Here is an 18994-nt window from a genome sequence, read left to right as displayed (position 1 = left end):
AGCAATTTTTTGGTGCAAGCTTGCACATAATGGCGTCACGTCAGAAAATTGCATAAATGAATGGTGCCACAGCAGAACCGCTACTGATAACCAGAAGTCCGCCAACAATGACGACCACGAAAGTCATCGGCCAAAGCCAGTACTTTTGGCGCGATACGAGAAATCTGAAGAACTCTCCGAAAAAATACACTTATCCCCCTAGAATTGATCAGTGAACGAAACCGTACGCTGCGAACGGTCGACCCAGTATGATTGAATGGCATGCTGCTTTCTCAGACGCAGCGGGTCTTTTCCCAGCAGGCGCATGGCAATTCCTGTTGGGAAAACGGCAAACAGGAAAATCAAGCCGAGCACTATTGGCGAGACAATTCTGCCCAGAAATATTCCGAGCTTTCGCCAAAGCAGATTTGGCCAGCGCAGAATACGTGGCGTGAACAATGCTGCGAATAAAGAGATCGATGAAATCGCGATAAGAGCGAAATTGTATTCGTCTCGAAATACAGAAAGGTAGGCAAAAACAATCAAAAAAACTATAGCAATCAATATGCCAAAACTTCTCTCGTCTTTATAATGTATTTTCACTTTATTCGACACTGTCGCAAAGCCTCATTCGTTGGAAAGCAAGTTATCTGCTTCGAAAGCTCGCAAGGCGAGGTCGTAGCGGATTCATCACTATTGCTTGGTGGAATATCGGAGAACGTCAAAACAAGACCAGAAAAACAGAACACGGAAACCGCTAAACAGTCTGCGATTAAAGTACGTGGGTTGCCGGGGGATAGGCGCCCGGAGTAGCCACCCGTGAAAGGGTCCGTTGATGGCGTCAATATTGCTATAAAATGATCAACATTCAAGTGGGTGACCGAGGAAAAAATCTTGAAAACTTTTCAAACTTTGGTTGAGTACCCAGCACTTCGATCAACTATCATGTCATTGCAAGCTATAAGTGCGCAGAAGCAGCCCCTATCAACCATCAGCATCGTGAGAGATGCGAACCACAGACTTAGACTGATTAAGTCGGATCAATTAATGCTTGCAATATCACTGATTCTGAATCATTAGTGATTCCGCATCGGACCCGCCACGGCGGGTGGCTTCTCCGGGCGCCTATCCCCCGGCCACAAGTTCACTCCATACAGTCGTTTTGACTGCTTGGAGTCCCCGTTGGTTATTCCCATGGAAATTCTGCTCGCCTGAAATCCGTCTATCGTGCCGGTCTTTTCGCCGCATGATGTTCATCGGTGGTCACGTTCAAACAGTGTATTCGTAACTCGGATATGTTGCGGGTTCGCGCGTGCGTCCATGGAGAACGACGTATTCAGGATATTGAATGTCATCGTTTTTCGATCGCTTTGTTACGCAGCACATCAAGATCGGTCATCTGTCGATCATCTATCCTTCAGGCCGTCGCGCTTCATTTGGTGACGGCACCGGCGATCCCGTCACGCTTCACATCAAGGACATCCGGACACTCTGGTCATTGATGCTGAATCCCGAGCTCGCATTCGGCGAAGCCTTCATGGAAGGCAAGCTTGTCGTCGAGGAGGGGGATATCTACGCCTTTCTCGAAGTCGTGTTCAAGAACTCCAGTGTCTACTCGCTGACCGGCCCGGCGAGATTTCGTCGATGGCTAACCGGGCTGCGCAGGCGTTTCCATCAGCATAATCCGGTCGGGCGCGCAAAAGATAATGTGGCTCACCACTATGACCTAGACGGCTCCCTCTATCGCCTGTTTCTTGATAGCGACAGCCAATATTCCTGCGCGTATTTCGAGAACGCCGGCTGTTCGTTGGAAGAAGCGCAACTCGCCAAGAAGCGACACCTCACAGCGAAACTGTTGATAGAGCCAGGCCAGAAGGTGCTCGATATCGGCTCCGGTTGGGGTGGTCTGGGGCTTTACATGGCGGAAATGACAGAGGCTGACGTTATCGGGGTCACACTTTCGCAAGAGCAATTCGCGATCTCGAACGAACGGGCGCATGGGCGTAATCTTGCCGGGAATGCGCAATTCCATCTGAAGGACTACCGGCACCTGGAAGAGCAGTTCGACCGTATCGTCTCCGTTGGAATGTTCGAGCATGTCGGCGTGGGCCACTATGACGAGTTTTTCACCAAGGTGCGATCCCTGCTGAAGCCTGACGGTGTCATGGTGTTGCATTCGATTGGTGTCAGTGACGGGCCGTCCCACACCAATCCCTGGATCCATAAGTATATTTTTCCGGGCGGATATATCCCGGCGCTTTCAGAAGTGCTGCCCGCGATTGAGCGCCAAGGGCTCATTGTCTGCGACATCGAGATCCTGCGCCTGCACTATGCCGAGACGCTGAAAGCCTGGCGAGATCGCTTCATGGCGCGACGTGGGGAAGCAGTCCGGCTTTATGACGAGCGTTTTGCCCGGATGTGGGAATTCTATCTTGCCTCCTCGGAGACGGCGTTCCGCCACCAAGGCATGATGGTGTTTCAGATCCAGCTCGCCCGAGAGCAAGCCGCTGTGCCGCAGCAACGCGACTACATCCAGGAAGCCGAAAATCGGCTTCGGGAGATGGAGGCGTCATTGATCACGCTTTCGAGCCGTGCCGCGGAATAACCGCACCTCGTATTCATCGCTGCCATCTGGTGGCGGCCAAAACTCACACGCCGTCCGCTTGCGAAAAGCGGAAAGGAGGAGTCCCATTTTGTCGAACGATACTTTAACCCGAATACGAACCGAATGGTTTGGAAACATGCAAGGCGATGCGCTTGCAGGCCTCGTTGTGGCGCTGGCCCTCATTCCCGAAGCCATCGCCTTTTCAATCATCGCTGGCGTCGATCCGAAAGTCGGTCTTTACGCCTCCTTCTCAATCGCCGTGCTGATCGCCTTCGTTGGCGGTCGTCCGGGCATGATCTCTGCCGCGACCGCGGCAACCGCCGTGCTAATGATCACACTAGCGAAGAAACATGGCGTCGAATACCTGTTGGCGGCAACCATCCTCGCCGGCATCATCCAGGTCATGGCCGGTATCTTCAAACTCGGTTATCTGATGCGTTTCGTATCCAGATCGGTCATGACTGGCTTTGTGAACGCGTTGGCAATCCTCATCTTCTTGGCGCAGTTGCCGGAGTTGACCAATGTGCCCACGCTCACTTATGTCCTCGTCGCTGCGGGGCTCGGCATCATTTATCTGTTCCCGTATGTCACAAAGGCTGTTCCTTCGCCTCTCGTCTGCATCATTGTGCTAACAGCGCTGTCAGTCTGGTGGGGCTTTGACGTCAGAACAGTGGGTGACATGGGCGAGCTGCCATCTACGTTGCCAGTATTTCTAATTCCGCAGATTCCGTTCAATCTCGAAACTCTTTTGATAATCCTGCCATATTCTGTGGCTGTGGCAGTCGTGGGATTACTGGAATCGTTGATGACGGCTCAGATTGTCGATGATCTCACCGATACACCGAGTGACAAGAACCGCGAATGCGTGGGCCAGGGCATCGCCAATACGGTCACTGGATTTTTGGGTGGCATGGCCGGTTGTGCGATGATCGGCCAATCCATGATCAATGTTAAGTCTGGAGGACGAGGGCGTCTTTCGACTTTCTGTGCCGGAGTCTTCCTGTTGTTTATGATTCTGGTACTTGGCGATCTCGTCAGCCAGATTCCCATGGCAGCGCTTGTCGCCATCATGATCATGGTATCGATTGGCACGTTCTCCTGGTCCTCAATCAAGAACCTCACTGTTCACCCGCGTTCTTCTTCAATCGTCATGATAGCGACTGTGGTCGGTGTGGTTTACACCCACAATCTCGCCATCGGCGTTCTCATCGGCGTGCTTCTTTCAGCCGTGTTCTTCGCATGGAAGATTTCGAAAATTTTTCGCGTCACCTCAACGCTCTCACCAGATGGTTCGCATCGCACATACACTGTCCAGGGTCAGATTTTCTTCGTATCAGCAGACGATTTCAACAAAGCTTTCGATTTTAAGGAGTCTCTGGACAAGGTCACAATCGACGTCAGTCACGCTCATATCTGGGATATTTCCAGTGTCTCCGCTCTCGATATGATCGTCCTGAAATTCCGCCGCGAAGGCGCAGAAGTTAACATTCTGGGCATGAACGAGGCGAGTGAGACCATTGTCGACAAACTCGCCATTCACGACAAACCCGGCGCCATGGAACGCCTGATGGGTCACTGAGGGAGGAACGCTAATGACTAATATACTCGGATTGATCGACGGCTCGACCTATGCACAGAGTGTATGCGACCATATCTCGTGGATAGCATCTAGAACGAAAGTGAATGTGGAACTCATTCACGTGATTGGCCGACGCGATACTGCTTCAGAACAGGTTGATCTTAGTGGCAGCATTGGACTGGGTGCTCGTACCGTCCTTCTTGAGGAATTGGCAAAGCTCGATGAACAGAAGGCCAGAGTCGCCCACAAGCGTGGTCGTTTGCTGTTGGACGAAGCGAAGGCCCGACTACAGGAAGCAGGCCTTGCCAACGTAGATACGAAGTTGCGTAACGGTGATCTGGTTGAAACCGTACGTGAATTCGAAACCGTTACGGATATCATCGTCATCGGGAAGCGCGGTGAAGGAGCTGACTTTGCGAAAGGGCATCTTGGCTCAAATCTGGAAAGGGTGGTTCGTTCCACGCATAAACCCATTCTGATTACTTCGCGCGGGTTCAATCCAATCAATAAACTATTGATCGCTTATGACGGCGGAGCAACGGCCTTGAAAATGGTCGATCAAATCTCCCGGAGTCCGATCCTCAGTGGCCTTGACTGCAAACTGATCATGGCAGGAGAGGAGAGCCCGGAGAACCGCAAAAAGCTCGATGATGCGGCTGTTATGCTTAAGGCAGCTGGCATCGTTCCTGAAGTCGCCATCGTAAAGGGGGCGGCTGACAAAGTGATTTCGGAGACGGTGGACCGAGAGGTTTTCGATCTGCTTGCGATGGGTGCTTTCAGTCATTCGCGGCTCCGCAACCTGTTCATCGGTTCCACAACAACGGAGACAATCCGCTCCTGCAAGGTGCCGGTGGTGCTGTTCCGCTAACCTGAAGGTAGTAATCAATGAGTGATACCCGCTTCGAAGATGTCAATACATTCTGGCAATTCGAGAACGAAGTGGCTCGCCGGTCGCGTTACGTGCGTTCAGCGAGGGCCGCGCGGTTTCTCGATGCGGTGGTGGCCACTTGCCCAAAACGTTTGAGCACGATCAGTCAAGGGACGGTCTTCTGGCGTGCCCAGATCGGACATCGCTGGACAGATGAAGTCGATGCTGGACAGCGGAATCCCTTGCCACATCCTGAGGCGCGCATGAAACCGTGGGATGACCGCGCGTACGAAGGGCGGGTGAACCCGAAAGGCATCTCCTCCCTATATTTCGCTACTGACCGGGAAGCAGCCATGTCGGAAGTGCGACCAGGGATTGGGTCTATCGTTTCGGTAGCGCGGTTTGAAGCCATAAGGGATCTCGTGGTCGTCGATTGCAGTCGCTTTGCGCAGCCTTTCGACGGGAAACATGCCGAGCTGATGAGTGACGACGTCGAAAATCAGGTTTGGTCTCATATCGACTATGCCTTCTCCCGGCCCGTGGTGCGTAGCGACAATACAGCCGGATATGCGGCGACCCAGATATTGGCCGAGGTCTTCAAGACTGAGGGATACGACGGGATAATTTACAAAACGGCATTTTCGCACGATGGCCACAACGTTGCGCTCTTTGATCTCAATTGTGCGTCATTTTTGGACGCGTCGCTTTTCCGTGTCCGTGAAGTTCAATTCAAATTCCAGGAAGCACCATAGTTGCAAACCACTTGGCGTTGGCGAAGCGATTATAATCTACCAAGAGACGAACTTATGAAAACTTATGAAATCGACAGGATGATGGTACGGTGTTTCGTCTTTATCGGCGCAGTCAACATCGTCGGATCACTCATGTTGCTGCAGGTGGGAACAACGACGAACCACGAGGCAGGATCAACTGCAATTCTTCAGATTACTACAATGGTCTGTGTCTACGCGGTGATGGCAAGCGCTTATGGCATTTCGACAACGCGTGGTGCGGAAAGGGTATTTTCTGTCTTGCTGTGTGTGATGTTCTGCGTGATGCTGAACATTGAAGCAAGAGCGGAGTTTCTCGGCATTGGCATCGTGTCTATCAGTGCGTTGATTGTTGCTGCTGCACTAACTAGCGTGATAGCTCGTGCTAACCCAAGACAAACACTGATCTGCGCATCTCAACTTCGCAACTTCGCTTTCAGTAGGAGTTCGATACTGTTTGCCGCTGCGCTGCTTGTCTATGCAATCGCGAGAACCACAGAGCGTGTAGGAGGCCAAGCTCCGGAGACCGAATGGTCCTGGTTATTGCACCAAGCGAGTTTTATGTCAGTAATGTTCCTGTTTCTTTACGCGGCATGCCCTTACATCAAGCACCACACAGGACATTAGGACTTTACCTCTGTTGTTTCCTTCACCCTTTCTCCGCTTCTCAAATTTCCCCTCGCGCGGCAAACACACCTGTCTATGCGCGCTCACCCGATCTTGAAGTTATTGCCTATTCGGATACATTGACTATTGTTGCAAACTGGGGTGATGTATACGAGGTTTCGGAAGCAATCGTTGGGGACCATTCAATGACTCGGCGGTTGCCAATATGATGCTCGACATCGATGAATTCACGGCGCTCGACGGCAAGCCTGACCACACAGCTCTCGGCCGTATCAACAGAGAAGAATTCGCAATTGTGCTGCCGGAAAGAGCGCCGTTGTTACTTCCCGTGTCGCGCTAGAACTCGAGGAAGCCATCCGCTCCTTACCGATAGATAGAAACGGCGAAACGTTTGCAGTGACTATCTCCATCGGAACCACAGTTCAAAAAAACCGCTTGTAGTCTTATAGGCCTCTCTGAAGCCGATGCAGTTTTTTAGGCCGCAAGATTGGCCGGTTGAGTTCGCGCGCTGGCCGTAGGCAACAAAGTAATCTCCGCGGCGGGCGAAAGTGCAGCGGCATAGAAAAAACAACTACACAAAAGCGATTTTCTCCGATAGTGTAAATGTATCCCCTCTATCGATGGGACGAACATCTCCGCAGCACGACGCAGCGCATCAGTATGCGCAAGCTTGGGCGTCTGTCGTGAGATGGAATTCGCCCACAGCTCCGTGCTGACGGTTTGCTTTCCAGCAAGCCGCTCTGCGTCACGCCTGCACAATTTCGTGAGGAGCGACATGGACAGAACGAGCGAAACTTACCACGCATCCCCCTTCTTGGACAACCTTGCCGACGACGCGCTCAATCCGATCGGGTCCGGGCCAGTGGCCGAATGCAGCGCGCCGGAGCGAACAGAATATCCTGTGGCCGTACCGCTCTGCTTCAAACCCGGCGTTTCTCTGGAGACGGCAAAGAGCATCCATCGTTACGCGCGCATATTCGGCGGTGCCAGTGTGAAACTGATAGAGGATGAAACCTGCTTGATGCTTGTCCTCATGGAAACACGCGACCGGAAACTCATGCTAGATCAATTCTCTGACTTCTTAACCTGACACGCGACACTCCGCGAGTGCAGTTGCGCTCAGCCCGGCTGTTAGACGCAAAACAAAGTGATAATCATCTATGGGCACGAAGCCCGCACGAAGTTTCTTAACGGCGCGTCGAGCGCGCAGGAAGCGGCAAAGTTTACATGCGTGTCATGCCCCTGGTAATTTTTGTTGACTATCTCAGACCTCTGTTACACAGAAAAAAACGCGGAGCAATCGGTCTTGAGGAGTGCAGTTTTGCAGAGTCATCCGAGAATGCGAGCGCCCAGTTATCCGGTATGTCGCGAGACAATACGCAGTCTAGGGCATCTCGGCGGCAATGGCAGATGTGAGTAAACGTAAACTGTCTTGCGGGTCCACGTGGAAGTGTGCTGGAGAATCCGGATCCTTTCCGGATAGTCGAGCAGTTCGTCACGGCAAAATTACAGGTTACACCCAACCACGCGAGTTGCGCGCTGTTGATTGTTCGGTCAGTGGCTCTCGTTAGCCACCAGTGATGAACACCGAAATATCCACGCCGGCAGTCAAAGCCTCCGCTCATGCAGTCCTATCGGAACTGGGATTCTTCGTCCTATAACGTCAAACAGATCGACAATCAGAAATTAGATTATGCGGAGATTGCAATTGACATCTGATGAACCCGACATAAAGCAGATCAACACGCTTATTGCCCGCATCCTGATCGGAAAGCCAGAGCTTACACCGCTCATGTTGCGACGAATCATCCCGAAACTCGATCACTATGACGATCAAGCTCTCGCCCAGAAGATCGAGCACCTGCGCTGCCAGAATGCCAAGCGCCGACCACTGAGGTATTGATATCTTGACATTATTGCTGAACGATCATTTCTCCGGTTACTTGCGCGGGCGATCGATTGTGTTGGTCGGAATGATGGGTGCTGGAAAAACGACCGTCGGACGGAAGATCGCCAGCATCTTGAAAATGCCCTTCATCGATAGCGACCTCGAAATTCAAACAGCATCGCGTATGTCGATCGAAGATTTGTTCGCCCGATATGGCGAGGACGAATTCCGCAGTCTGGAGCGCCGGGTCATCCATCGGATACTACAAAAGGATGGGCCGTTAGTGCTTGCAACAGGAGGCGGAGCTTTCCAGGACCAAATCACGCGGGAGACAACGCGCAAGACCGGCGTGACTGTATGGCTGAGGGGCGATCTGGAAGTTCTGTTGAAGCGCGTATCGAGGTGTTCACACCGACCGTTGCTGAGATCAGACAACCCACGCGAAGTCTTGGTCAGCCTGATGATGCAGCGCGAGCCCAACTATGCGCTCGCGGATGTTACTATACATACCGCCGACCAGCCACTCTCCACTGTCGTCGACTGTACCCTCAAAGGACTCTACCGCCACCTCGGTTTACACGTGCGACCCGACTAACTCGGCATAAAGAAAGTACTGGCGCGGCGATGGCCAGACCGATTAGAAAGCGACTCTATACAACCAGTTACGAGGCGGATTGAAGGGGAAGGGATCGACAAGTAGCACAAAGCGGAAATTTCGCAGAGCCGTCCGATTGTCGGAGGATTTCTTTTTCAAACCGCACGCTTTCGAGTGCCAGGTTTGCCAGACTTGTGGCTGCAATATCTGCGTCAGTATTCTGCTACAACCGGGATTTTTCCGAGGGCCGTCGGTACAGCGGACGTGAACCATTCCACGTTAATATCCACATCCACCGTAAATCCAGGATCAGACATAGCGATGCCGAAAGTGGTAAAAATGTCCGTACAACCAATCTAATTTGTTCATCCCGCGAATTTAGTCCGTCGTATCTACAGATTAATAGGCTCTTGCTGATTGTAAATTATTGGAATTTTTCATATTCGCCCAACCACTGCGATATTGAAATTTGCATTTGAGTTAATGCGAATTGGCTTCAAACTCCGTCATAAAATCATTCTATGAGCTGGACACCGCGACCGATATTCGACATACTTACTTGGTGCATTTTCACGGTTTTGTCGAGCGCACATGAAGTCTGGACCCCTGCGGTGGCTATGTCGGGCGCCTATCCCTCGACCAACTCTCAATCATAATTACGGAAGTTTCTGTTAGCGTCTGCGTAATCATACGCTGGACTCATTCTTCTAAAACCGTCCCATGGAATTGTTCGAAAGATAGGAGGTCGATTTGCCGTCGACTTTTCACACGCAAAAATGCTGCGTCCTGCTTGATGGGAATTATGTTGACAGATTATCGCGGCATCTCAGATTTGATTTTATTCAGTTTCAGGAGTTCATGAATCGTCGGTACCTGGTTTCTAATTACATTTATTACAGCACCGTGCCGTACTCTGATGACGAATTCCCCAAACGACGCCTGTTGGACTGGCTTTCTTACAATGGATTTATTGTCAGAGAGAAATTTGAAAGTCGACACCAACACAGAAATCGGCTGGATAGCAGTAGCGACTTATCGCTGGATATTGCGGTCTGTGCGTTGGAAACGTGCGATCACCTAGACGGCATCCTGTTCGTGACAAACGATACTGACATGCTAGCAGCCATTTCAGAATTGCAACGCAGAAGCAAATGGGTCGCCCTGGCAGGGGAACTTGGGCGTTCCGAAATCGGTATCAGCGAAGATTTGCGGCGGGCGGCAGACTTGTGCCTGCCTATAGATGCTATATTCAACGACGGCTTGAGAGAGCGGTCTCCGGATCCAGTTGCAGGTTGAATGAGATCATGACCATCTTTTTTTATGTTTAATAAGAATAGTATGCAGTTTTCACTTGAAGTTTGATCCAGTTGCCGCAATATTGCCGAAATCAACCGGACCCGTATAGCGGGTGGCTACTCCGGGCGCCTATCCCCCGGCAACCAATTTGCTCCCTCATTCTGCACAGGCTGCATCATGATGAGCATTCCGATTGGACTCCCATTATGAACTTGACGGACTGATCCAGCGCCAGCCAGCGTCGGTATCGCATGCGTTCCTGTCAAAAACGTCTGCACGTGCGCTAGCGAAGAGACATCATTATTTTTCCAACCGAGAAGTCGGTCGACGACCCGCATCCCGACGTCGCCGACGCGGAGACCTTACACGTGAATCGTGATTTTATTGACACTTTAACAACAGACTGGTTCGGCAACATCAAATCCGATGTGCTTGCTGGCCTCGTGGTCGCACTTGCCCTGATCCCCGAAGCGATTGCTTTTTCCATCATCGCTGGTGTCGATCCAAAAGTCGGCCTTTACGCCTCCTTCTCAATCGCTGTGCTGATCGCCTTCGTTGGCGGTCGTCCGGGTATGATTTCCGCTGCCACCGCCGCGACAGCTGTCCTCATGGTTACACTCGTACGCGATCATGGGCTCCAGTATCTGCTGGCAGCCACAGTCCTCGCCGGGCTTTTGCAAATAATCGCTGGCATATTCCGGCTGGGCTATCTGATGCGTTTCGTATCGCGATCAGTCATGACTGGCTTTGTGAACGCGTTGGCAATCCTCATCTTCATGGCGCAGTTGCCAGAGCTGACCAATGTGCCCACGCTCACTTATGTCCTCGTCGCTGCGGGGCTCGGCATCATTTATCTGTTTCCATATGTCACAAAGGCTGTTCCTTCGCCTCTCGTCTGCATCATTGTGCTAACAGCGCTGTCAGTCTGGTGGGGCTTTGACGTCAGAACAGTGGGTGACATGGGCGAGCTGCCATCTACGTTGCCAGTATTTCTAATTCCGCAGATTCCGTTCAATCTCGAAACTCTTTTGATAATCCTGCCATATTCTGTGGCTGTCGCTGCCGTCGGATTACTGGAATCGTTGATGACGGCTCAGATTGTCGATGATCTCACCGATACACCGAGTGACAAGAACAGGGAGTGTATTGGCCAGGGCATCGCAAACACGGCAACTGGCTTCATCGGCGGAATGGCCGGTTGTGCGATGATCGGCCAATCGATTATCAATGTTAAGTCTGGAGGACGAGGGCGTCTTTCGACTTTCTGTGCCGGAGTCTTCCTGTTGTTTATGATTCTGGTACTTGGCGATCTCGTCAGCCAGATTCCCATGGCAGCGCTTGTCGCCATCATGATCATGGTATCGATTGGCACGTTCTCCTGGTCCTCAATCAAGAACCTCACTGTTCACCCGCGTTCTTCTTCAATCGTCATGATAGCGACTGTGGTCGGTGTGGTTTACACCCACAATCTCGCCATCGGCGTTCTCATCGGCGTGCTTCTTTCAGCCGTGTTCTTCGCATGGAAGATTTCGAAAATTTTTCGCGTCACCTCAACGCTCTCACCAGATGGTTCGCATCGCACATACACTGTCCAGGGTCAGATTTTCTTCGTATCAGCAGACGATTTCAACAAAGCTTTCGATTTTAAGGAGTCTCTGGACAAGGTCACAATCGACGTCAGTCACGCTCATATCTGGGATATTTCCAGTGTCTCCGCTCTCGATATGATCGTCCTGAAATTCCGCCGCGAAGGCGCAGAAGTTAACATTCTGGGCATGAACGAGGCGAGTGAGACCATTGTCGACAAACTCGCCATTCACGACAAACCCGGCGCCATGGAACGCCTGATGGGTCACTGAGGGAGGAACGCTAATGACTAATATACTCGGATTGATCGACGGCTCGACCTATGCACAGAGTGTATGCGACCATATCTCGTGGATAGCATCTAGAACGAAAGTGAATGTGGAACTCATTCACGTGATTGGCCGACGCGATACTGCTTCAGAACAGGTTGATCTTAGTGGCAGCATTGGACTGGGTGCTCGTACCGTCCTTCTTGAGGAATTGGCAAAGCTCGATGAACAGAAGGCCAGAGTCGCCCACAAGCGTGGTCGTTTGCTGTTGGACGAAGCGAAGGCCCGACTACAGGAAGCAGGCCTTGCCAACGTAGATACGAAGTTGCGTAACGGTGATCTGGTTGAAACCGTACGTGAATTCGAAACCGTTACGGATATCATCGTCATCGGGAAGCGCGGTGAAGGAGCTGACTTTGCGAAAGGGCATCTTGGCTCAAATCTGGAAAGGGTGGTTCGTTCCACGCATAAACCCATTCTGATTACTTCGCGCGGGTTCAATCCAATCAATAAACTATTGATCGCTTATGACGGCGGAGCAACGGCCTTGAAAATGGTCGATCAAATCTCCCGGAGTCCGATCCTCAGTGGCCTTGACTGCAAACTGATCATGGCAGGAGAGGAGAGCCCGGAGAACCGCAAAAAGCTCGATGATGCGGCTGTTATGCTTAAGGCAGCTGGCATCGTTCCTGAAGTCGCCATCGTAAAGGGGGCGGCTGACAAAGTGATTTCGGAGACGGTGGACCGAGAGGTTTTCGATCTGCTTGCGATGGGTGCTTTCAGTCATTCGCGGCTCCGCAACCTGTTCATCGGTTCCACAACAACGGAGACAATCCGCTCCTGCAAGGTGCCGATCATTATCTTCCGTTAAAAACTGAATGAGTGGACGTGGGTCCGCCCTCCCTTTTACTGGAGATCATTCGTGAAAACGACTGAAGACCCTGATATCATCAAAGCTTTCGATCGACGCATCCGTGCGGAATTGGACGAGATTGTTCGGCTGATCGACGAAAGCAAGGAATATCGGGCGCCAGTTGAACTGGACCAGCAAAGTGTGGGGCGGCTTTCCCGTATGGATGCCATTCAGCAGCAGGCCATGGCTCAGGATCTGACGCGTCGTCGGCAAGATCGAAAAGTGGCCCTCGAACGCGCTTTATCGAAAATTCGGGACGGGGAATTCGGATACTGTGTCGAGTGCGGCGAACCCATTGCGATCAAGCGTCTGGAGATTGATCCTGTCTTTCAAACATGTGTGCGCTGTAGCCGTTAAATTTCAGTGGGAGGAGAAGATGGTTCAAGGTTCTGCAACCACAAGATTTTTTGTAGATGGTAGTCACTACGACCGGCTGCGAAGCGTATTTGAAGGATCTTTCGATCTAGCGAAGCTCGCAGTGATCGCAAATGGTGACCAACCAGTTATAGAAGCATTTTACTATCGGGATTTGCGAAACCGCGAGGAGGCTGATCGCCAGCAGGGCTTGTTAAAATGGCTGTGCCATAATGGTTTTGCCGTGAAAGGGCGGGAGCATTCGGACAATGAACCGCGCGAACGGTACGGTACTAACCTCGTAGAACTGGCAGTCGATGCCCAAGCCAGCATGCAAGAAGGCGAGCACTGCATTATCCTTGCAAGTGATGCTAAACTGATACCGCTTTTCGCTGCATTGCGTGAGAGGGGTTCAAAAGTAACTCTGGTTTCGACATTAAGGGCGCCTGAAGCAATAGCACCCTTACCAGTGTTGATCAAGGAAGCCGACACATTCGTGGATCTGGCAAGAATAATCGATCAATTGTTGCTTGCATCGCAAGAACGCGCCCGATTTTCCCCCAAAGATCGGGCATAGGAACAATATGTCAGAATACTTTAGGGACAACGTGCACTTCTTGCGCATTAACAGCCGCTGGATAACAAGCGGTTTTCTTTTGATGTTGTTTTCCTCTTTCGGGCAGACGTTTTTCATTGGGCTGTCTGGCAACGAGATCCAGCGCATCTTTCATCTTTCAAGTGGCGGTTTTGGCGGCCTTTACATGTTGGCAACCTTGGCCAGCGCACTCACTTTGCCATGGCTGGGTCGAACTCTCGATTTCATGTCCGGTTGGAAAGTCGTCGCATTCAGTATGCCGTGCCTTGCTATTGCATGTATTCTGATCGCGATTGCGCCCAATATAACGCTGTTAACGATTTCAATTTACCTCCTTCGCTTGTTCGGCCAGGGAATGATGACTGAAATTGCTTTCACAGAAACAGGCCGTTGGTTCGTTGCCAATAGAGGACGAGCCATGGCGTTTATCACAACAGGGCAACAGGTGGGCACAGCAGTTTTACCCGCTATAATTGTAGCTATAGCACAATGGCATGGTGACTGGAGGTCTGGCTGGTTTGCTTCGGCCGTCGTCCTTGCTTTGATCGGTTGGCCTTTGGTAACATTTTTGATGCGGAAGGAGAGGGTACCGCAATCGCGTGAAATTGCTGCCGCCAGGGAGAGAACAGCGCGTGACTGGACGCGCGGCGAAGTCTTAAGAGATCCGGTCTTCTATCTGCTTTTGATAGGCACTCTGGCTCCGGCCTTCATCGGGACCGTCATATTTTTCCATCAGGGGTATTTGATTACAATCCGCGACTACGACCCACTCGCCTTTGCTGCGGCTTATGTCGTTATGTCTGTTACAACAGTAATTTTTGGCTTTGTATGCGGTTATCTTATCGATCGCTTCGGTGCATTAAAACTACTACCGTATTTCCTGCTTCCTTTGGCTGTAGCGTCAATTGGAGTGGCAATAATCACCCCTATATGGGGCGTTTACGTGTTTATGCTGCTGCTTGGCATCAGTAACGGATTTACATCTACGCTAAGTGGTGCGCTGTGGCCCGAAGTATACGGACTAGCGAACCTGGGGGGTATTCGTGCAGTTGTAGTTGCCGCAATGGTCTTTGGTACTGCGGCGGGCCCGGGCATCACGGGCATCCTTATGGATTTTGACATATCACTACCCACTCAGATGTTTTTCATGGGGGGGTGGTGTGTCATAGCCTCTTTCTTGCTGAAAATATGCGCGCAAAAGATCGCGTGGCGAGAATGCCATTAACCTGAGCGGTTGCGACAGTAGCAAACCAGTCGCAGTGTATTATTTTAATAATTAGGGTACTCAAATCAAAATGCAACAAAGCGCGAAAGCAGTCGAGCTAAAGCATCACAAATTTTTCGTATGGCCCTATTTCTGGCGGTGGGCGGGCGTCGCAGCGTTTCTCTTGAGCTTCCCAATCAGTCTTATCTCTCCTCTATGGATTAGCTGGGAAAATCAAATACTGGAAAACATGCAGGTCTTCGTATTAGCGGTCGGAGCAGCGTTTTGCATTCGCTTGGTATTGCGATCTTCGAGTATGCATCGCTTGTTCTGGCTGTCAATTCTCCCACTCTGGTGTATTCTGATTGCACGCGAAGTAAGCTGGGGTGCAGTGTTCCTGGAGCCTATTGCGGCCTCAGAACTGGGCCCACAATTTTCTTCTTCACAGCTCTCTTACTATCCCGCAAGAACCCCACTCGTCTTCCTTATAATTATTGCTTCCTGCGTCGGTCTTTACTTTTCAAAGCCGTGGCATAGCCTCTGTATTTTGCTCCAATCGCGAAAGTTGCCGTTCTTCGACTTTCTCGGTTTCTTTGTATCCATGATTGCGTCAGCGGCGGCCGAACACCATTTGGGATTGTCCCTTAACTGGTGGTCAGGACATGCTCAGGTGATAGAAGAAACAATGGAGTTAGCGGCTTACCTCTTTCTGGTCTCGGGACAGATTGTCCTTTGGAGAGGAGCTTGTTCAAACACTCCCGTTGCTCCACAGGCAGGCATTTGATTGTTGCCAAAGCCGGCGAGAATGAGGGAAGAGCTGGACGTTCTATGTCAGCATGCTGCATAACTGTATTCGGAAGCAATATCAGGAGCGAGGCTTATCTGTTTCCAGGCGCCGAATTAGATTACCAAGTTCCATTGGAAACGGGAATATTATCGAGGAACTCTTCTCGCCTGCGATTATATTGAGTGTGCTCAGGTACCGAAGTTGCATCGCTTCTGGCTGTTTGGCGAGTATTTGAGCTGCTTCGAGAAGCTTTTGTGCGGCATGCTGTTCACCCGTAACGGCCCGATTGTTACCGTGGAGAATATGTCTTGACGCGGGCGACGATCTCTTCGTCATCGACAAAGCATTCGAGGAATTCTTGCCATTTTGCGGCTGATTTGCGTGCGTCGGCCAGCAACTGTCTGAGTTCATCGATGCCGTCGTCCGTCAAAGCGGAAGTGGTTTGATCGTCGCCGGTTACGACGGTGATGATATTGCCATAGGTCAGGTTGTCGTCATTGTAGATGATCGCTTGAAGAAGATCGACATCCTCTTCGAGCATTTCGGCAACATAGTCGAGCGTGAAGACAAATCTGACCGTCGCCATCAGGCTGCCTCAGCGTGTTCTGCTGCGAGAGGCTTCCAGTTCCAAGGGAGCAACTCATCGAGCCGATTGATTTTGTGATCATGAATGCGGTCGAGCACATCGGCCAGATAAGCCTGCGGATTGAGACCGCTCATCTTCGCCGTTTCGATGATCGTCATGGCACGTGCCAGAGTTTCTGCGCCAGTATCAGCGCCCGCGAATAACCAATTCCGGCGTCCTACTCCTATCGGCCTCAGGGCTCGCTCCGCAGCATTGTTGTCCATGGCCACACGCCCGTCCTCCAGGAACAGGGATAATGACGGCCATCTGCTCAGCCCATAGCGCAAAGCCTTCGCCAGTTCGCTTTTGCCCGGAATGCGAAGCAACTGCTTTTCCGCCCATGCGCGCAGTTCCTCGACCTTTGGCTTGCTGTGCTTTTGACGCGTGACAAGCCGTACATCGGCGGGCCGACCTGCAATATCCCGCTCGATATCATACAGCGCGCCGATCCGATCGAGAGCCTCGCGCGCAATCTCGGATTTGTTCGCGGTCCAGATGTCATGAAAGTCACGCCGCCAATGTGCCCAGCAGGAAGCTTCGCGGAAGCGGCGCTTCCCGTCCGATCCCGGCTCATATAACTTCGCATAGCCTTTATAGCCATCAGCCTGAAGGATGCCGCTCGCCTCTCGCAGATGATGGTGGACGTGCTCTTCCTTCCAGTCGGGAGCGAAGTAATAAACCGCACCCGGCGGTGCGCCGCCTGCCCATGGACGTTGATCGCGGACATATGTCCAGATCCTGCCCTTCTTCACACCTTTGCCCAGTCCCTTGTCGCGCAGCGACCTATCCAGCACCCGGATCGGCGTATCGTCAGCGTGGAGGACATCGCTCTTCATGATCTCCTTCTCAATACGCTCGATCAGCGGACGGAGCACCTGCATGGCACGACCGCACCAGTCCACCAGTGTGCTGTCTGGTATATCGGCACCCATCCGCGCGAATATCTCGTTGAGGCGATAGAGCGGCAGGTGATCGTCGAACTTCGAGACCAGGATATAGGCCAGAAGCCCGGCACCAGCCATGCTGCCCGATATCGGGCGGCTGGGCGCAGGAACCTGCACCATCTTCTCGCAACAACGGCACGACTTCTTTGGTCGGGCGATCTCGATGACCTTCATCGTCGCTGCGATCATATCGAGGATTTCGCTGACATCCTCTCCGACAAGGCGCAATTCTCCGCCGCAGGCAGGACAACAATGACCGGGATCCAGTTCCCGGCGTTCGCGAACGGCATTTTCCGACACACGCGGGCGTCGACGCAGTGGCCGGGACTGTGAAGTCTCCTCCGGGCCACAAGCCGTATCGTTTTCAAGCTCTTCGACGGGCGCGGTCTCGTGTTCGGCACTGGCAATCAACAGATCCTCCAGCGCCAGTTCCAGTTGCGCAATTTCTCGCTCGATCTTTTCAGAAGACTTGCCGAAGACCTGTTTCTTCAGCCGGGCAATGCGCAGCCTCAAACCTTGGATCAGGTGGTCATGCGCTTTCAACGCCGCCGACATCTTCGCATTCTCCGCCTGCAAGGCGGTGATCATCGCCTTCAGAAAGGCTGGATCATCAGGAAGAATTGAGCTCGCATTCGACATGAGCCTGACTAGCATAAATCAGGACAGAACGCCATAAAAACAAGTAGTTTCAGTAAGATAAAATCAACCGACACGTGCCGGCGGAGCACCCCAGTCCGGACGTCTCCAGTCTGTTCCTTCCCATAGCATCGCCAGCTGTGCTGCTGTCAGTCGAGCTGACCCATCGGCCGCTGAAGGCCAGGGGAAACGGCCTTTCTGCAGAATTTTATGTCAATCGGAACGGAATATTCACCCCCTTTACTTGTCCAATATTGACCCCCCGATTACGGATTAGCACTTGGCCTGCCCGACGCTGGCCGGGGTTGCAAAGGGTAGGCCAAGTGCGGGTGATTAGCTGTTTCGGCTTTAGCTTTGAGAGCGGTTTTTAAAGCGCCATGAATCGTTGCCTGTCTCTACGATTTCGCAATGGTGCGTCAGGCGATCTAAAAGTGCAGTTGTCATTTTTGCATCGCCAAAGACGGTCGGCCACTCGCCGAACGCCAGATTGGTCGTAACGATAATCGAGGTTCGCTCGTAGAGCTTGCTTATAAGATGGAACAGCAACTGCCCGCCTGCCTGAGCGAATGGCAAGTACCCCAGCTCGTCGAGAATAACAAAGTCGAGACGGTTGAGATATTCTGCGGTCCTGCCTTGCTTCCCGTTGCGTGTTTCAGTTTCAAGTCGATTGACCAGATCAACCACATTGAAGAAACGGCCACGTGTGCCATTGCGAATGAGTGCGCGCGCAATGGCAATAGCCAGATGGCTTTTTCCTGTTCCCGTGCCACCAACCAGAACGACATTTCTTTGATCGCTAACAAAAATGCCTGTGGCCAACTCGCGAACCAAACCTTCGTTGATTGGGGTGCCGGTAAAGTCGAAGTCCTCAAT

At 51.9% G+C, this 18994-nt stretch carries 22 protein-coding genes, 1 pseudogene and 4 other annotated features; of the genes and pseudogenes, 16 read left to right on the top strand and 7 right to left on the bottom strand.

Going from position 1 to position 18994, the window contains the following annotated elements:
• Positions 1 to 40: 40 nt before the first annotated feature.
• Together FG152_RS22645 and FG152_RS22640 are read right to left on the bottom strand one after the other, a co-directional pair.
• Positions 41 to 190: a DUF5989 family protein gene (locus tag FG152_RS22645; protein WP_255414850.1), complete on the bottom strand. Its 150-nt coding sequence runs from the start codon at positions 188 to 190 to the stop codon at positions 41 to 43.
• 8 nt (positions 191 to 198) lie between these two features.
• Positions 199 to 594: an SxtJ family membrane protein gene (locus FG152_RS22640; protein WP_125303313.1), complete on the bottom strand. Its 396-nt coding sequence runs from the start codon at positions 592 to 594 to the stop codon at positions 199 to 201.
• A gap of 168 nt (positions 595 to 762) precedes the next feature.
• Positions 763 to 813: a sequence feature (sul1 is cis-regulatory element that is thought to sense ions involved in sulfur or methionine metabolism; They are found in Alphaproteobacteria), on the bottom strand.
• A 255-nt stretch (positions 814 to 1068) separates the two neighbouring features.
• Positions 1069 to 1121: a sequence feature (sul1 is cis-regulatory element that is thought to sense ions involved in sulfur or methionine metabolism; They are found in Alphaproteobacteria), on the top strand.
• A 206-nt stretch (positions 1122 to 1327) separates the two neighbouring features.
• Between FG152_RS22640 and FG152_RS22635 the strand changes: the two genes are divergently transcribed.
• The 16 genes from FG152_RS22635 (at position 1328) to FG152_RS22560 (ending at position 15913) form a co-directional block, all read left to right on the top strand.
• Entirely contained in the window at positions 1328 to 2584 is a 1257-nt protein-coding gene (locus FG152_RS22635) for a cyclopropane fatty acid synthase (protein ID WP_125303310.1), read from the top strand.
• Positions 2585 to 2720: 136 nt separating this feature from the next.
• Entirely contained in the window at positions 2721 to 4163 is a 1443-nt protein-coding gene (locus FG152_RS22630) for a SulP family inorganic anion transporter (RefSeq protein WP_498988551.1), read from the top strand.
• Positions 4164 to 4176: 13 nt separating this feature from the next.
• Positions 4177 to 5031, top strand: coding sequence for a universal stress protein (locus tag FG152_RS22625; protein ID WP_498988549.1), 855 nt, complete (start codon positions 4177 to 4179; stop codon positions 5029 to 5031).
• A gap of 17 nt (positions 5032 to 5048) precedes the next feature.
• A complete protein-coding gene (locus tag FG152_RS22620; protein ID WP_125303352.1) occupies positions 5049 to 5783 on the top strand; it encodes an RES family NAD+ phosphorylase in 735 nt (244 codons plus the stop codon).
• Between the two features lie 54 nt (positions 5784 to 5837).
• Positions 5838 to 6428: a hypothetical protein gene (locus FG152_RS22615; RefSeq protein ID WP_125303355.1), complete on the top strand. Its 591-nt coding sequence runs from the start codon at positions 5838 to 5840 to the stop codon at positions 6426 to 6428.
• 205 nt (positions 6429 to 6633) lie between these two features.
• The gene (locus FG152_RS22610; RefSeq protein ID WP_255414852.1) at positions 6634 to 6768 is read left to right on the top strand and encodes a hypothetical protein; all 135 of its coding nucleotides are present in this window, start codon (positions 6634 to 6636) and stop codon (positions 6766 to 6768) included.
• A gap of 435 nt (positions 6769 to 7203) precedes the next feature.
• Complete coding sequence (locus FG152_RS22605; RefSeq protein ID WP_125303358.1) at positions 7204 to 7518, top strand: hypothetical protein; 315 nt, start codon at positions 7204 to 7206, stop codon at positions 7516 to 7518.
• Between the two features lie 618 nt (positions 7519 to 8136).
• A complete protein-coding gene (locus FG152_RS22600; protein ID WP_125303361.1) occupies positions 8137 to 8331 on the top strand; it encodes a hypothetical protein in 195 nt (64 codons plus the stop codon).
• A 4-nt stretch (positions 8332 to 8335) separates the two neighbouring features.
• Entirely contained in the window at positions 8336 to 8911 is a 576-nt protein-coding gene (locus tag FG152_RS22595; RefSeq protein ID WP_125303364.1) for a shikimate kinase, read from the top strand.
• 597 nt (positions 8912 to 9508) lie between these two features.
• Positions 9509 to 9556, top strand: a sequence feature (sul1 is cis-regulatory element that is thought to sense ions involved in sulfur or methionine metabolism; They are found in Alphaproteobacteria).
• Between the two features lie 105 nt (positions 9557 to 9661).
• Positions 9662 to 10207: an NYN domain-containing protein gene (locus FG152_RS22590; RefSeq protein WP_125303367.1), complete on the top strand. Its 546-nt coding sequence runs from the start codon at positions 9662 to 9664 to the stop codon at positions 10205 to 10207.
• Positions 10208 to 10301: 94 nt separating this feature from the next.
• Positions 10302 to 10353 (top strand) — a sequence feature (sul1 is cis-regulatory element that is thought to sense ions involved in sulfur or methionine metabolism; They are found in Alphaproteobacteria).
• A gap of 237 nt (positions 10354 to 10590) precedes the next feature.
• On the top strand, positions 10591 to 12066 hold the full coding sequence (locus tag FG152_RS22585) for a SulP family inorganic anion transporter (protein WP_498988585.1): 1476 nt from the start codon (positions 10591 to 10593) through the stop codon (positions 12064 to 12066).
• A 13-nt stretch (positions 12067 to 12079) separates the two neighbouring features.
• Positions 12080 to 12934 carry a universal stress protein gene (locus FG152_RS22580; RefSeq protein ID WP_498988543.1) on the top strand — a complete coding sequence of 285 codons (855 nt, stop codon included), beginning with the start codon at positions 12080 to 12082 and terminating at the stop codon, positions 12932 to 12934.
• Between the two features lie 51 nt (positions 12935 to 12985).
• Positions 12986 to 13333, top strand: coding sequence for a TraR/DksA family transcriptional regulator (locus tag FG152_RS22575; RefSeq protein WP_125303256.1), 348 nt, complete (start codon positions 12986 to 12988; stop codon positions 13331 to 13333).
• A gap of 19 nt (positions 13334 to 13352) precedes the next feature.
• The gene (locus FG152_RS22570; RefSeq protein WP_125303259.1) at positions 13353 to 13907 is read left to right on the top strand and encodes an NYN domain-containing protein; all 555 of its coding nucleotides are present in this window, start codon (positions 13353 to 13355) and stop codon (positions 13905 to 13907) included.
• Between the two features lie 7 nt (positions 13908 to 13914).
• Positions 13915 to 15150 carry an MFS transporter gene (locus tag FG152_RS22565; RefSeq protein WP_125303262.1) on the top strand — a complete coding sequence of 412 codons (1236 nt, stop codon included), beginning with the start codon at positions 13915 to 13917 and terminating at the stop codon, positions 15148 to 15150.
• A gap of 70 nt (positions 15151 to 15220) precedes the next feature.
• The gene (locus FG152_RS22560; RefSeq protein ID WP_125303265.1) at positions 15221 to 15913 is read left to right on the top strand and encodes a hypothetical protein; all 693 of its coding nucleotides are present in this window, start codon (positions 15221 to 15223) and stop codon (positions 15911 to 15913) included.
• A gap of 81 nt (positions 15914 to 15994) precedes the next feature.
• Here FG152_RS22560 and FG152_RS22555 read toward each other — a convergent pair.
• The 5 genes and pseudogenes from FG152_RS22555 to istB form a co-directional block, all read right to left on the bottom strand.
• Positions 15995 to 16189, bottom strand: a pseudogene (locus FG152_RS22555) (slipin family protein); the annotation flags it as partial.
• A 16-nt stretch (positions 16190 to 16205) separates the two neighbouring features.
• Positions 16206 to 16502, bottom strand: coding sequence for a hypothetical protein (locus FG152_RS22550; protein ID WP_125303268.1), 297 nt, complete (start codon positions 16500 to 16502; stop codon positions 16206 to 16208).
• Positions 16502 to 18124, bottom strand: coding sequence for an IS66 family transposase (gene tnpC / locus FG152_RS22545; protein WP_125303271.1), 1623 nt, complete (start codon positions 18122 to 18124; stop codon positions 16502 to 16504). The genes FG152_RS22550 and tnpC overlap by 1 nt, the downstream gene beginning before the upstream one ends.
• A gap of 63 nt (positions 18125 to 18187) precedes the next feature.
• Positions 18188 to 18325: an IS66 family insertion sequence element accessory protein TnpB gene (gene tnpB, locus FG152_RS22540; protein WP_235824496.1), complete on the bottom strand. Its 138-nt coding sequence runs from the start codon at positions 18323 to 18325 to the stop codon at positions 18188 to 18190.
• 144 nt (positions 18326 to 18469) lie between these two features.
• A partial coding sequence (istB, locus tag FG152_RS22535; RefSeq protein WP_498988538.1) for an IS21-like element helper ATPase IstB occupies positions 18470 to 18994 on the bottom strand: 525 nt, incomplete at its 5' end.

The sequence above is a fragment of the Ochrobactrum sp. XJ1 genome (genome assembly GCF_024701725.1).
In the GTDB taxonomy this organism is placed as follows: Bacteria; Pseudomonadota; Alphaproteobacteria; order Rhizobiales; family Rhizobiaceae; genus Brucella; species Brucella anthropi.
This window is presented reverse-complemented; position numbering and strand designations above follow the sequence as displayed.

Bases quoted from the DNA above. Each gene is read 5' to 3' on its own strand.
- FG152_RS22635 (WP_125303310.1), top strand. From the start codon at position 1,328: ATGTCATCGTTTTTCGATCGCTTTGTTACGCAGCACATCAAGATCGGT.
- FG152_RS22630 (WP_498988551.1), top strand. From the start codon at position 2,721: ATGCAAGGCGATGCGCTTGCAGGCCTCGTTGTGGCGCTGGCCCTCATT.
- FG152_RS22625 (WP_498988549.1), top strand. From the start codon at position 4,177: ATGACTAATATACTCGGATTGATCGACGGCTCGACCTATGCACAGAGT.
- FG152_RS22620 (WP_125303352.1), top strand. From the start codon at position 5,049: ATGAGTGATACCCGCTTCGAAGATGTCAATACATTCTGGCAATTCGAG.
- FG152_RS22615 (WP_125303355.1), top strand. From the start codon at position 5,838: ATGAAAACTTATGAAATCGACAGGATGATGGTACGGTGTTTCGTCTTT.
- FG152_RS22610 (WP_255414852.1), top strand. From the start codon at position 6,634: ATGATGCTCGACATCGATGAATTCACGGCGCTCGACGGCAAGCCTGAC.
- FG152_RS22605 (WP_125303358.1), top strand. From the start codon at position 7,204: ATGGACAGAACGAGCGAAACTTACCACGCATCCCCCTTCTTGGACAAC.
- FG152_RS22580 (WP_498988543.1), top strand. From the start codon at position 12,080: ATGACTAATATACTCGGATTGATCGACGGCTCGACCTATGCACAGAGT.
- FG152_RS22570 (WP_125303259.1), top strand. From the start codon at position 13,353: ATGGTTCAAGGTTCTGCAACCACAAGATTTTTTGTAGATGGTAGTCAC.
- FG152_RS22565 (WP_125303262.1), top strand. From the start codon at position 13,915: ATGTCAGAATACTTTAGGGACAACGTGCACTTCTTGCGCATTAACAGC.
- FG152_RS22560 (WP_125303265.1), top strand. From the start codon at position 15,221: ATGCAACAAAGCGCGAAAGCAGTCGAGCTAAAGCATCACAAATTTTTC.
- FG152_RS22550 (WP_125303268.1), bottom strand. From the start codon at position 16,502: ATGGCGACGGTCAGATTTGTCTTCACGCTCGACTATGTTGCCGAAATG.
- tnpC (WP_125303271.1), bottom strand. From the start codon at position 18,124: ATGTCGAATGCGAGCTCAATTCTTCCTGATGATCCAGCCTTTCTGAAG.